A 13099-nucleotide genomic window follows, 5' to 3' on the forward strand; every position below is an offset into this window, starting at 1 on the left:
GGACCCGCTTTTCTATCCGAGTGACACAAATTTGCAGGGACCGATTCGTATGTCGTCCTTATCCGTCCAGGCCGCGCCGGCGAAAGCCGCTGTCGCGGCCTGCGATATCAGCCGTTCCTTCGGGCCGACCATTGCCGTCGACGGCGTCTCCTTCGAGATCCTGGTCGGCGAGACCCATGCGCTGCTGGGTGAGAACGGCGCCGGCAAGTCGACGCTCGTCAAGCTGCTGTCCGGCCTGATCGTGCCGACCGCAGGTCATTTCGAGATCTTCGGCCAGCAGGCCGTGCTCAGCACTCCGCGTGCGGCCCATCGGCTCGGCATCCAGACCGCCTTCCAGGAGTTGACCATCGTCAAGGATCTGACGGTGCTCGACAACATGCTGCTGCCCTATCCGCCGACCCTGCTCGGCCAGATCCGCCGCTCCGAGGCACGCCGCCAAGTGGCGGAGCATCTGGATGCGCTCGGCCTGGCGGCAATCGACCTCGATACCGACCTGCGCGATCTCGATCTCAATTTGCGCCAGAAGATCGAGATAGCGCGCGCTTTGTTCCGCCGCCCCAGGATACTCCTCCTCGACGAGCCGACCTCCACGCTCTCGGGCCGCGACATCGATTGGCTGGGCGGCCTGATCGACAGCCTGAAGCGCGACGGCGTCACGGTCGTCTTCATTTCCCACCGCATGGCGGAGGTGCGGGCCTTCTGCGATCGGGTCACGGTCCTGCGTGGCGGCAAGCACATCGCCACCGCCAGCCTTGCCGACGTCGCCGACGAGGACCTGATCGGCATGATCGCGGGCAGGGAACTGGGCCGCTCCTTCCCGCCCAAGCCGCCGGTGCCGTCGCTGACCGGCGATCCCGTGCTATCGGTAAACGCCCTGGGTACGCATAAGAGGCTCGAACATGTCGGCTTCGATCTGCGCGCAGGCGAGATTCTCGGCGTCGCTGGTCTCCAGGGCATGGGCCAGCTCGAACTTTTCTCGGCCCTGTTCGGCATGGAGGAATATCGCGGCGAGATCCGCATCGATGGACAGCCGGTGACCCTGACCTCCCCGCGCGATGCCATCGAGGCACGTATCGGTATCAGCCTGGTTCCCGAGGACCGCAAGACCGAGGCCCTTTTCCTCAAGCTCGACGGGCAGCGCAACGTCTCCCTGCCGGTGGTCGAGCGCTATACCAGGTTCGGCCTGATCGATGAAGCCGGCGAGGAGAGGGATGTCGCCCAGGTCTTCGGGCGGCTCAACGTGCAGATGCGCGCTTTATGGACCAGCGTGAAATCCTTCTCCGGCGGCAACCAGCAGAAGATCGCCATCGCCAAATGGCTGTTCGCACAAAGCCGCGTGCTGCTGTTGTTCGATCCGACCCGTGGCATCGATGTCGGCACCAAGCATGAAATCTATGCGCTGATTCAGCAATATGCCGCCTCCGGCGGCGCCGTCCTGTTCCATTCCACCGAGATCGCCGAACTCGACCATCTCGCCCATCGCGTCCTCGTGCTCTATCGCGGCAAAGTCGCGGCCGATCTCTCCGGCCCCGCGATTTCCGAGGACGCCATTCTGCGCGCCACGCTGGGTAGCGCTTCCACGATCCAGGAGGCATCATGAGCGCGGCCCATGCCGATATGTCCCTCAAGCCGTCGCCGGCCAAGCGCGGGGGCCTGCGCTGGTCGCGCTATCGGGGCACGCTGATTGCCGTTGCGGCCTTCCTGGTCTGCCTCGGCCTGATCCGCCTCGTCAGCGGATCCCTCAATTATTACGACATCTCGACCATCGCCACGGGCGGGGCCACGCTGGCGACCGCCGCGATCGGCCAGACCATCGTGGTCCTGTCGGGCGGGTTCGACCTGTCGGCCGCTGCCGTAGTCTCGCTGGTCAACGTCACGCTGGCGAGCCACATGCAGGACGACCCTTCCAGCATCCTGCTGTGGTCCTGCGCCGGCATCGCCATCGGGGCGGCAGCAGGCGCCTTCAACGGCTTCTTCATCGCCTTTCTGCGCCTGCAGCCGATCGTCGTGACGCTTGCGACCATGTTCATCCTGCAGGGGGTGACACTGCTGGTCATGGACAAGCCGGGCGGCCAGCTTCCCGCAGGGTTCAGCGCCTTTTTCACAGCCGACGCGATCCCTGACTGGCTGCCCGGGCCAGTTCTCATGCTCGTCCTCCTAGTGCTGGGCTGGCTCTTCCTCAAGAACACGGTCTTCGGCAAGGCGATCTATGCCATCGGTTCCGACCGGGACGCGGCGCGGGCAGCAGGCCTCAACACCCGCCTGTGCGAATTCTCCGTCTATGTCCTCGCCGGCGGGCTTTACGGGCTGGCCGGCGTGTTCATCAGCGCACAGACCGGCTCGGGCGACCCGCTGGTCGGCAATCCCATGCTGCTGCAGATGTTCGCGGCGGTGGTCGTGGGCGGAACCTTGCTGGGCGGTGGGCGCGGGGGCCCGGTTGGCACCATCTTCGGCGCCTATGTGCTGATGATGGTGGTCAACATCCTGCTCGTCCTCAACGTGCCGGCCTTCTATTCGTCCGTGGTCGAGGGTACCATCCTGATCCTGGCGGTGCTCGGCGCCTCGATCACGCGCACCTCGGTGCTCGCCAGCACCCTGCGCCTGGGCAGCCATCGCCTGGCAGCCTGGCGCCAGGGGCGCCTGCCGCGCCAGCTGTCCCTTCCGGAAACGCGGTTGCGGCTGCCGGCCGAGCCGGCTCAAGCCGCACGATCCCATGTTGCGCGTCCCGGTTTCTGGGTCCGCCGCCAGGAGGATCTGCGCACGGTCCTGCCGGCCTTTGCCTGCTTTGCCATCGTTCTCGTGGTCAGCCAGTTCGTGCTCGGCAGCACGCTGGCGTCATGGGGCTACTACAATTCCCTGATCGTGCTGGCGAGTTTCCTGGCCATTCTCGCGCTTGGGCAGGGGAGTGTGATCCTCACCGGCGGCCTCGACCTCTCCTTGCCGTGGACGATCGCCTTTTGCGGCATCGTCAGCGCCGGCCTGATGAAGGGATCGGACAGTGCCATGCTCTATGCCCTGCCGCTGGCTTTGGCGATGGGCACGTTCATCGGCCTCGTGAACGGCCTCGGTATCGTTGCCCTCGGCCTGTCGCCGATCGTGATGACCCTGGCGATGAACGGCATCCTTCAAGGCTTCGCGCTCGTATACTCCGGCGGGACGCCTGACGGTTTTTCGGCGCCGGGACTGCGCTGGATCATGACGGGACAGGTGATGGGCGTGACGCCGATCGTCCCCCTCGTCATCCTGTTCGTCGTCCTTGCCACCGTCCTCCTCGGCCGGACGGCCTTCGGCCGGCGTGTCTATGCCATCGGCAATGGCGTGCGTGCCGCGCAGCTCTCAGGCGTTCCCGTCGGGGCGACCCTCGTCAAGGTCTACATGCTCTCGGGCTTCTGCGCGGCGCTTGTCGGCTGCCTTCTCGCCGGCTTCTCCGGCCAGGCGAGTCTCGGCATGGGGGATGATTATCTCCTGCCTTCCATCGCCGTCGCCGTGGTGGGCGGAACGCTGATTACCGGCGGGCGAGGGCGCTATATCGGCATGATCGGCGGCGTCCTGCTGCTGACGGCCCTGCAGACCCTGCTGGCCGGCACCACGCTCCCTTATGCGACCCGCGCCATTCTCTATGGGGTGGTCGTGCTGTGCGCTGTTATCACGTTGCGCGAAAAAAATACCTGAACACATTGTCATGCAAGGAAATATCATGACTGGAATTGCCCTCAAGCCCGGCCTTCGGGTTCTCGTCACCGCCGGGGCATCCGGTATCGGCCGGGCCATCGCTGACCTGCTGATCGCCAATGGCGCCAGGGTGCATGTGTGCGATGTCGCCGAGCATCATCTGGCAGATTTCCGTCGCGCCCATCCCGGACATGGCGCCAGCCTGTGCGACGTGTCGGACGAAGAGGCGGTCGCTAGGCTGTTCGACGAGGTGAAAGCAGGGCTCGGGGGCCTCGATGCCCTCATCAACAATGCCGGCATCGCCGGGCCGACCGGCGGCGTCGAGGAGATCGCGCCCGCCGACTGGCGCCGCACCATCGATATCTGCCTCACTGGCCAGTTCCTGTGCACCCACCATGGCGTGCCCCTGCTCAAGCAGGCCGGCGACGGCGCCATCGTCAACCTGTCCTCGGCTGCGGGGCGCTATGGCTATGCCTATCGCACGCCCTATTCGGCCGCCAAATGGGGTGTGATCGGCTTCACCCAGAGCCTTGCCAAGGAACTCGGTCCCTCGGGTATCCGCGTCAATGCCATCCTGCCCGGCATCATCCGCGGGCCCCGCATGGAAGGGGTGATCCGCGATCGCGCCGCGCAGGTCGGCGTGCCCTATGAGGCGATGGAGAAGCAATATCTCGATCGCATCTCGCTGCGCCGGATGACGGGCCCGGAGGACGTCGCGGCGATGGTGCTCTTCCTGCTGTCGCCGGCCGGGATAAACATCTCCGGCCAGTCCCTGGGCGTCGACGGCAACGTCGAATCCCTGTGAGCGAACGCCCTCTCAGTCGGGAAGACCCCCATGAAGACAGCCATCATCGGATCCGGATTCATCGGCCGCGCCTGGGCCATCACCTTCGCCAGGGCCGGCCACGAGGTCAGGCTCTGGGACAAGGATGCCGATGCCTTGCCCAAGGCTTTGGCTTTCATCGACGAGATGCTGCCGGATCTCGCCGCCAATGACCTGCTGGGCGGCTCCGAGCCGGCCGAGCTCAAGGCGCGCATTCATCTCGAGGCCGATCTTGCCGCAGCCCTCGATGACGTCGACCATGTCCAGGAGAATGCGCCCGAACAGGTCGAGCTGAAGTGCGCTTTGTTCGCCGATCTCGACAGGCTGGCGCCCGCCAAGGCGGTGCTGGCGAGCTCGACTTCGGCAATCCTGCCGTCCGCCTTCATGGAGCATCTTCCCGGCCGCCAGCGCGGCCTGGTCTGCCATCCGATCAATCCGCCCTATCTGGTGCCGGCGGTGGAGGTCTGTCCTTCGCCCTGGACCTCGCCGGAGGCCATGGGCAAGGCGGCCGACTTCATGCGCAGTTGCGGCCAGTCGCCTTTGGTGATGAAGCGCGAGATCGACGGCTTCATCATGAACCGCCTGCAGGGCGCGCTGCTCGAGGAGGCGTTCCGCCTGGTTGCAGACGATATCGCCAGCGTCGAGGACATCGATGTCGGCCTGCGCGACGGGCTGGCCTTGCGCTGGTCCTTCATGGGGCCGTTCGAGACGATCGATCTCAATGCCCCCGGCGGCGTGCGCGACTATGCCGAGCGCTACCAGGGGATCTACGCCAACATCTTCCCGTCGGTGCAGCACCGCGTCGACTGGGCGGGGTCCGTCATGGAGCGGGTGGAGGCCGAGCGCAGTGCCCTGCTTCCGCGCGACAAGCTCGGCGAACGCCAGATGTGGCGTGACCGCCGGCTGATGGCCTTGCTTGCCCACAAGCGCAAGGCCGCCAAGGATATCGGAAAGTGAGAAGGCATCATGGCCCGCAATAAAGTCATCATCACCTGCGCCGTGACCGGCGCCATCCATACGCCGTCGATGTCGCCACATCTGCCGGTGACGCCGGAAGAGATCGCCGATGCGGCTGTCGGTGCCGCCGAGGCCGGCGCGGCCATCGTGCACCTGCATGCCCGCAATCCCGTCACTGGTGAGCCGGACCAGACGCCGGAAGCCTTTGCCAGGTTCCTGCCTCAGATCAAGCAGCGCTCGAACTGCGTCATCAACCTGACCACCGGCGGTGCCCCGACCATGAGCATCGAGGAGCGCGTGCGGCCGGCGGCGACCTTCGCGCCGGAAGTCGCTTCGCTCAATCTCGGCTCCATGAATTTCGGCCTGTTCGGCATGCTCGATCGCTTCACCGATCTCAAGCATGAGTGGGAACGCACCTATCTGGCCAACAAGGACATCATCTTCCGCAACACCTTCGGACAGATCGAGCACATCCTGACCACCTGCGCCGGCAACGACACCCGCTTCGAATTCGAATGCTACGACACGGCGCATCTCTACAATCTCAAATATTTCTTCGATCGCGGCCTGGTGAAGGCACCGCTCTTCATCCAGACCGTCTTTGGCCTGCAGGGCGGCATCGGTGGCCATCCCGACGACGTCCTTCACATGAAGCGCACCGCCGATCGCCTGTTCGGCGACCAGTATCGCTGGTCGGTGCTCGGGGCCGGGCGCAACCAGTTCAACATTGCGGCAATGGCGGCGGCGATGGGCGGCAATGTCCGCGTCGGGCTGGAGGACTCGCTCTGGAATGGCCCCGGTGTGCTCGCCCGTTCCAATGCCGAGCAGGTCGCCAGGGTCCGCCAGATCATCGAAGGGCTCGGCCTCTCCGTGGCAACCCCGGACGAGGCCCGCGAAATGCTGAGCCTCAAGGGCGGCCATGCCGTGAATTTTTGAGCCCTCGCCCAGGGGCAGGCAGCCGCGAGGCTGAAGACAAAACGGTTGAAGGAGAGGGAACGACCATGCGCATCGAAGTCTTGCTGGATGTGAAGACCACACTGGGGGAGGGGCCACTCTGGGATGTGGACCAGCAACGCCTCTACTGGATCGACAGCTTCGACGGCCGCGTCTTCCGCGCCACGGCCGACGGCCGGGAATTGCGGGCCTGGGACGTGCCGCAGAAGATCGGTTCCATGGCGCTGCGCAAGGACGGCTCGGGTGCCGTGGTCTCGCTGGCGCGCGGCTTCCATCTCCTCGACTTCAAGACCGGGGACGTCGAGCTCATCCACGATCCTGAGCCTGACCTGCCCAACAACCGTATCAATGACGGCAAGGTCGACAAGCGCGGCCGCTTCGTCGCCGGCTCCATGGACACCATGGAGGAGGGGCCGAACGGAGCGCTCTACAGCCTGTCGACGGATTTCAAGGTCACCAGGCTCGATTCCGGCATCATCTGCTCGAACGGGCCATGCTGGAGCCCTGACGGCAACATCTTCTATTTCACCGACACCTGGTCCGGCGAGATCTCGGCCTATGACTATGACCAGGATACGGGCGGCGTGTCGAACAAGCGAACCTTCGCCAAGGTCGACGGCTCTGGCGGCGGTGCGGCCGATGGCTCGACGGTGGATGCCGAGGGTTGCCTGTGGAATGCCCTGGTCTATGACGGCAAACTGGTGCGCTACCGGCCGGACGGTTCCGTCGACCGGGTGATCGAGATGCCCGTCAAGAAAGTGACCAGTGTGATGTTCGGCGGCCCCGATCTCGACGTGCTCTACGTGACCTCGATGGCCAAGCCCCCCTTGCCGCGCTTCCCGGGCGACGGCGTGCTGCGCGGTAGCCTGTTCGCGATCCACGATCTCGGCATAAGGGGCGTTCCCGAACCGCGCTTCGGCGGGTGAGGGGATCGGAAAAAATGACGGGAACGGCTCGCGACCAGCGGCCTTCGCTGCAGGCATGGTGGTCGCGCGCTGTGGCCGGCGGGTGTCGTTTCTATTGGCGGATGGCCAGCTTGCTGAAGTTAAGGATGAGCATGATCCCGCGGCGATAAGTCGGCCCCAGCTGGCGGGCTCATTGCCACTGGGCAAGACGTTTCTTCATCCGAGCAGGAACGAATCTTTCTTTGTGTTTTCAAAAAAATGAATATGTATCAACATGATATGCAATATTCATAAATCGATGATTTATCAACTTGGCCTGCTTTTTCGGGCATGATGCGAAACCCACACCCACCCGTGCCTTGGGCAGACATCGAGGTCTTCCGACCCCTGCATCTGCAGCAGCCGGAAGATCTCGCGGTCTGTTCCAAGGGTGGCCGAAGTGACCGAGCCACTCGAAGGTCTGGACGCTACTCTACAATCTGCACGATCCTGCGGGTGCTGGGGTCGACCAATACGACCTCGTCATTGATGACCGTATATTTGTAGCGGACTTCCCCATAGTCAGCGGGTACGTCGTAATATTCGACGCCTTCCTCAGGCAGGACAACGCCCACATTGAGGGGCTCCTCATAGCTATAGGAGGGGATATGCCGCTCAATCACATATTTGCGGAAGCGGGGGCGCTGCTCGATTCCCAGCAACCCGTTGATGCCGCCTGTGACGGCGCCGACCGTACCGCCGACGATCCCGCCGATCGGGCCGGCATTGTCATTGCCGCGTTCGGCCCCTTCCTGGGCTCCGCCCATCACGCCTTGCGCTTGGGCCGCAGCAGGCAGCCAGAGCACCACCAAAGATACGCCAATCAAGTTCATCAACCTGTTTGTCATGATTTTTCTCCATGGTTGCCGAGTGTATCCACTCCAGATATGAGCGATGCAACAGACCATAGCTCAAATTGTTCCCATGAAATTTCGATGAAAATAAGAATTACGACATATGCCTTCAAATTATCTTTGCTTTCTCAATGATGACACATTTTCGATAAATATGTGGTACTTCAATATTCTGCTGAATTCTGAGTTTTTGATTTATATAGATAGAAGATTCTTATCGAAGCGCTACCTGTGTCTTGCGGCCGCAGAAGTCCGCCGATGCCGTCTCAGAGTGTGGTGCGCGTAGCCGGATTCGCCATTGCGGCGGATGACCTGTCCGCGCCGGATGTGCGAAATCGCACATCCGCGGCATGAAATTATCCCTAAGGCTCCATGAAGTTTGGAGATCTGCTGGATAGCGGCAGTCTGTTTTAAGGTAATATGGTAATGGGTGCTGCCGTTCTTTCCGACGCCTATAGGAGCGTCGACTTCGACCATCTGCCAAGACTGCGCAATGAAGTCATGCGGCCGACACCCATTGCCGGTCCGATCGTCACACCCCGGGTCGCGACGACCCCGATCCTCATTATCAGCGCCGCAACGCTGATCCGTGACTGCCTGGCGCGTTGCCTGGCCGAAGCTGAATTGAACTGCAGCACGAGCGGTTATGCATCGGTCGACGAATGGCGTCCGGCAGACCTTGCCGCTCCGGTAACGATATTGCTGTGCGCGACCGGGGACAGTGCGACGGAACGCGTCATTTGCGACGATATCGCCCGGTTGCAGGCCAAGGCTCCCGACAGCCAGATCATCGTGCTCTCCGATGTCGAGGACCCCGTTCTGGTGCGCCGCAGCCTCGAACACGGTGCCCAGGGTTTCGTCGGCATGACCTTCAATCTGGACATGGCGGCCGCCGCCATTCGCCTGGTTCAGGCAGGCGAGAAGTTTGTCCCTGTCAGCAGCCTCCTGGCGGCGCAGGCCGCGCCCATGCCGGCTGCAGACAAGGGCCCACTCGGCCAGGCCCTCACCCAGCGGCAGATCGACGTCATCGACCGTTTGCGCCGTGGGGAGTCCAACAAGATCATCGCTTTCAAGCTCGAGATGAGCGAGAGCACGGTGAAGATCCACATCCGCAACATCATGCGCAAGATCAAGGCGCGCAACCGCACGGAAGTGGCGATCCTGACCAAGGATCTGTTCAACTAAGCGCTAGGCTTGCGCTCGAGCGCAACGCGTTCGTGCCTGGGTGAATGCGCAGCAAGACGTCAAGGCTCCCAATGGAGCCTTTTTCGTATGCTGGTGGGGCATGCCGGGAACATGGCGCCTGATCGGGCGTTATGGGCAAGGGCGGTACAGGTATCCACCATCACCGTCACGGATCACCAGAACGGAGAACATGATGGCCGACTCGATCTCCCCGGACGATGTGCGCAAGGAACTGGAAAAGCAGATTGCCGGTCTCCGTAAGGAAATCAGCGCACTTGGCAAATCCATCGCGGATCGCGGTGCCGAGACCTTGGAACGCACACGTGAAGCGGCTTCCGAAGCCGTGGATCGGGCCAGGGGACAGACGAGAGCCTCCTTCCAGCAGGCCCGCGAGCAGGCGCATGCCGTGACCGATGCGGCGAGGGAACATCCCGGCACGGCCGCGACGATATTGTCCTCGGCCGGTATTGTCGGATTTCTCATTGGGCTCGTCGTCGGTGCGACCTTGCTCGGGAATGAGCGGCGCTAGCCTTCTGCCTATCGAGCAGGCGCCGACACGGCGTCATGCAGCGATTTCCGGTCGGGCGCGCTCACTTGTCGACCAGGGCAAAGCGCAGCCTGGCTGGCTCGCTTGCAGGATCCGGCCAGCCTAGGGTCGAAACGGCGAAGGCATGAAGGAGAGCCGCCAGCCGGGCGCAAGGTTCGGAATTGGCGACGATCACTCTGCCGGTTTCACGTGTACCGAAGCCCAATCGTACCTGACATTGAAACCGCTCCGCATGGCCATCGAGCGTACTGACGCTCAGGCTGCTCTTGGGCAGTAGACAACGCCGAAGCTTCTCGACGGCGTCGATGGAGGCCGTGAGCGCGTCAGGCTCGCTACAATGCGAGCCATCGGCGGACGACAGGCGATGGTCGGGCAGGACGACCAGCCAATCGGCGAACATGCGGCCATTGAGATAGCGAAGGCTCAGGCAAATATCGCGATCGAGCCAGGAAGCGCTGCCATCCAGCCGACTGGCCCTATCGGCGAGTAAAAAAAGGGCGCGCACGTCATAGGCTTGCATGGATCGGCACCTCGATGTTTGTCGAGGGCGAAACGGCGGCGGACAGGAAAGGTTTCTTGCCTGCGACGAAGTGGAGCAAAGCTGTCGGGCCGGCTTTGCAGGGCCGGCGGGAACCATGACCCCGGTTCGCAGGTTCAGCGCTAGGACGGCTCGGGCAGGATCTCCGGTTGGAAAAGGAGAACAACATGCGCAGGCTTGGCTTTCTGGCTTCATTCGCGGGATTGGTCACTATTGCCAAGCTGCTGGATGACAATCATCGATTGCGCCAGGAAGTCGAGGCGCTGAGAGCAGCCGGCCGGCGGCGGGATAAGGCAATACAACCCGACGATCCCTGGGACGCGGTCGATGAAGCGAGCGACGAGTCCTTCCCCGCCAGCGATCCGCCTGCTTTCACCGCCCGCCGCAGGACCTGAAACATGCGAGCCTGAAAGCTTCGGTGCGAGCACCCGGATGCGGGTCCTTTGATGCGAGGCGTTCGGACGGTGATGCACGCCGTGATGGCCGCCATATTGCGCAGATCCATCAGGCCGCTCACCAGAAGGATCGCGATCAGGCCGACGGCATTCAGGCTGAAATGAGTCCCCAGTTGCAGGCGGTTCGGAAGGGCCGCCGGCGCCGATCGCCCGGCATGCGATGCGCCATCCTGTAATGACGCTCATGGCGGCACTCACAGCGTTCTCGATACGATCTGGTATTTCGTGGTAGTCCGGGACTATCGGATGGCGGGAGTGACGAGTTTGGCGGGATTCGAATGGACTCGCTGATAACGGCCGCGGCCCGTGCGCTGGCTGCCGGCGACCCCCTTGGCGCCCTGAACCGGGTTGCCCTGCGTGACGATGCGCCCGCATTGGCCCTGCGTGGCATCGCGATGGCGCAGCTCGGCGATCTCGACCGTGCGCGAACCCTGATCCGGAACGCCGCGCGCGCCTTCGGCGCCAGGCAGGCCGTGGCGCGCGCAAGATGCATCGTCGCCGAGGCCGAGATCGCCTTCGTCTCGCGCGACCTCGGCTGGCCTGCCAAGGCCCTTCATGCTGCACGCATGACGCTGGAGCAGCATGGCGACCGGGTGAATGCCGCCCATGCCAGATATCTCGAAGCCCGGCGCCTGCTGCTGATCGGACGCCTTGACGCCGCCGAGGCCGAACTTGCCAATTTCGCTCCTGCGCCGCTGCCGCCGGCCCTGAGGACGGCGCATGATCTGGTGGTTGCCGGCATTGCGATGCGCCGGCTCAGGACCCGACAGGCCCGTACGGCGCTGGCGCGGGCGGAACTCACCGCGCGTCAGGCCGGAATTCCTGCGCTGGTAGCGGAAGTCGAAAGCGCCACGCTGATCCTGGATACGCCGGCCGCCCGCCTGATCACGGCCGGCGGCGAACGCCCGGTTCTGCTCGGTGAAGTCGAGGCTTTGCAGACATCGAAAGCTTTCATGATCGACGCCTGCCGCCATATCGTGCGCAATGCCGACAAGACGACTTCGCTTGCCCGGCGGCCGGTGTTGTTTGCCCTCGCCCGGGCCCTCGGTGAGGCCTGGCCCCGCGATGTGACACGTGACGAGCTGGTGGCGCGTGCCTTCGGTGCGAAGTCGGCCGACGAATCTCATCGCGCCCGCTTGCGGGTCGAGATCGGCCGCCTGCGCACGACCCTGCGGGGACTGGCCGCCGTCAACGCAACCAAGCGCGGCTTCGAGCTGGCGCCGAGTCACACCGCCGAGGTCCTGGTATTGGCCCGGCCGGTGGAAGAAAAACATGCGGCGGTGTTGGCATTTCTCTCCGATGGCGAAGCCTGGTCCAGTTCGGCCCTGGCGCTTGCACTCGGAGCCAGCCAGCGTACCGTGCAGCGGGCCCTCGACGAACTCGCCTTGGCCGCCAAAGTGCAGTTCTTCGGCCGTGGGAGGGCACGCCGCTGGGTGACGCCGCCAGTGCCCAGTTTCGCGACAACCTTGTTACTCCCGGCGCCGCTGCCATGAAGCTAGGATATGTCTCATGAAGCCAGCATCAGCAGAAATCCTTCGCGAATATGGCCCCTTCGCTGGCGTCGAAGCCGTGCACGGGGTCAGTTTCGATGGTGAGAATGTCTGGTTTGCCTCGGGTGACAAGCTGAATGCGCTCGATCCCGACAGCGGCAATACGGTGAAGGCTCTCGACGTCCCTGCGCATGCCGGCACCGCCTTCGATGGCCGACATCTGTTCCAGATCGCGGAGGATCGTATCCAGAAGATAGATCCAGCCACCGGCACGGTGCTCGCCACCATTCCGGCGCCCGGCGGCGGCAAGGATTCAGGCCTGGCCTGGGCCGAAGGCACCCTTTGGGTCGGCCAATATCAGGACCGCAAGATTCACCAGATCGATCCCGAGACCGGCGCCACGCTACGCACCATCGAATCCAATCGTTTCGTCACCGGCGTGACCTGGGTCGACGGAGAGCTCTGGCACGCTACCTGGGAAAATGACCAGAGCGAATTGCGGCATGTCGATCCGACCACCGGCAAGGTCCTCGACAGCATCGAGATGCCGGCTGGCCTGGTCGTCTCCGGGCTCGAAGCCGATGGAGGTGACCGTTTCTTCTGCGGTGGCGGCGAAAGCGGAAAGGTCCGGGCCATCCGCCGGCCGGTCAGGGCAAGGCGCGTGCGTGGCTGAACGCTTG

Annotated in this window: 13 protein-coding genes; 11 read left to right on the forward strand and 2 right to left on the reverse strand. The window is 63.6% G+C overall.

Annotated elements, in window-relative coordinates; all coding sequences use genetic code 11:
* Positions 1-49: 49 nt before the first annotated feature.
* The 6 genes from U1R88_RS15280 (at position 50) to U1R88_RS15305 (ending at position 7332) form a co-directional block, all read left to right on the forward strand.
* A complete protein-coding gene (locus U1R88_RS15280) occupies positions 50-1600 on the forward strand; it encodes a sugar ABC transporter ATP-binding protein (RefSeq protein ID WP_322431988.1) in 1551 nt (516 codons plus the stop codon).
* A complete protein-coding gene (locus U1R88_RS15285) occupies positions 1597-3672 on the forward strand; it encodes an ABC transporter permease (RefSeq protein WP_322431989.1) in 2076 nt (691 codons plus the stop codon). The genes U1R88_RS15280 and U1R88_RS15285 overlap by 4 nt, the downstream gene beginning before the upstream one ends.
* 25 nt (positions 3673-3697) lie before the next feature.
* Complete coding sequence (locus U1R88_RS15290; protein ID WP_322431990.1) at positions 3698-4477, forward strand: SDR family oxidoreductase; 780 nt, start codon at positions 3698-3700, stop codon at positions 4475-4477.
* A 30-nt stretch (positions 4478-4507) separates the two neighbouring features.
* Positions 4508-5452 (forward strand): 3-hydroxyacyl-CoA dehydrogenase, encoded by a 945-nt coding sequence (locus U1R88_RS15295; protein WP_322431991.1) that lies wholly within the window; start codon positions 4508-4510, stop codon positions 5450-5452.
* Between the two features lie 9 nt (positions 5453-5461).
* Positions 5462-6388: a 3,5-dioxohexanoate:acetyl-CoA acetone transferase gene (gene kce / locus U1R88_RS15300; protein WP_322431992.1), complete on the forward strand. Its 927-nt coding sequence runs from the start codon at positions 5462-5464 to the stop codon at positions 6386-6388.
* A 65-nt stretch (positions 6389-6453) separates the two neighbouring features.
* Complete coding sequence (locus U1R88_RS15305; RefSeq protein WP_322431993.1) at positions 6454-7332, forward strand: SMP-30/gluconolactonase/LRE family protein; 879 nt, start codon at positions 6454-6456, stop codon at positions 7330-7332.
* A gap of 446 nt (positions 7333-7778) precedes the next feature.
* Here U1R88_RS15305 and U1R88_RS15310 read toward each other — a convergent pair whose 3' ends face one another.
* Positions 7779-8198, reverse strand: a complete 420-nt coding sequence (locus tag U1R88_RS15310) for a DUF1236 domain-containing protein (protein ID WP_322431994.1) — start codon at positions 8196-8198, stop codon at positions 7779-7781.
* A 432-nt stretch (positions 8199-8630) separates the two neighbouring features.
* Between U1R88_RS15310 and U1R88_RS15315 the strand changes: the two genes are divergently transcribed.
* Complete coding sequence (locus U1R88_RS15315) at positions 8631-9389, forward strand: response regulator transcription factor (protein WP_322431995.1); 759 nt, start codon at positions 8631-8633, stop codon at positions 9387-9389.
* Positions 9390-9579: 190 nt separating this feature from the next.
* On the forward strand, positions 9580-9918 hold the full coding sequence (locus U1R88_RS15320; protein ID WP_322431996.1) for an ElaB/YgaM/YqjD family protein: 339 nt from the start codon (positions 9580-9582) through the stop codon (positions 9916-9918).
* Positions 9919-9979: 61 nt separating this feature from the next.
* Here U1R88_RS15320 and U1R88_RS15325 read toward each other — a convergent pair whose 3' ends face one another.
* Positions 9980-10456 carry a hypothetical protein gene (locus U1R88_RS15325; RefSeq protein WP_322431997.1) on the reverse strand — a complete coding sequence of 159 codons (477 nt, stop codon included), beginning with the start codon at positions 10454-10456 and terminating at the stop codon, positions 9980-9982.
* 167 nt (positions 10457-10623) lie between these two features.
* Here U1R88_RS15325 and U1R88_RS15330 point away from each other — a divergent pair, with 167 nt between their 5' ends.
* The 3 genes from U1R88_RS15330 to U1R88_RS15340 all read left to right on the forward strand — a co-directional run bounded on the left by U1R88_RS15330 (position 10624) and on the right by U1R88_RS15340 (position 13092).
* Complete coding sequence (locus tag U1R88_RS15330) at positions 10624-10869, forward strand: hypothetical protein (protein WP_322431998.1); 246 nt, start codon at positions 10624-10626, stop codon at positions 10867-10869.
* Positions 10870-11207: 338 nt separating this feature from the next.
* The gene (locus tag U1R88_RS15335; protein WP_322431999.1) at positions 11208-12422 is read left to right on the forward strand and encodes a helix-turn-helix domain-containing protein; all 1215 of its coding nucleotides are present in this window, start codon (positions 11208-11210) and stop codon (positions 12420-12422) included.
* A 16-nt stretch (positions 12423-12438) separates the two neighbouring features.
* The gene (locus tag U1R88_RS15340; protein WP_322432000.1) at positions 12439-13092 is read left to right on the forward strand and encodes a Vgb family protein; all 654 of its coding nucleotides are present in this window, start codon (positions 12439-12441) and stop codon (positions 13090-13092) included.
* Positions 13093-13099: the final 7 nt, after the last annotated feature.

Source organism: Labrys sedimenti, from assembly GCF_034424805.1.
In the GTDB taxonomy this organism is placed as follows: Bacteria; Pseudomonadota; Alphaproteobacteria; order Rhizobiales; family Labraceae; genus Labrys; species Labrys sedimenti.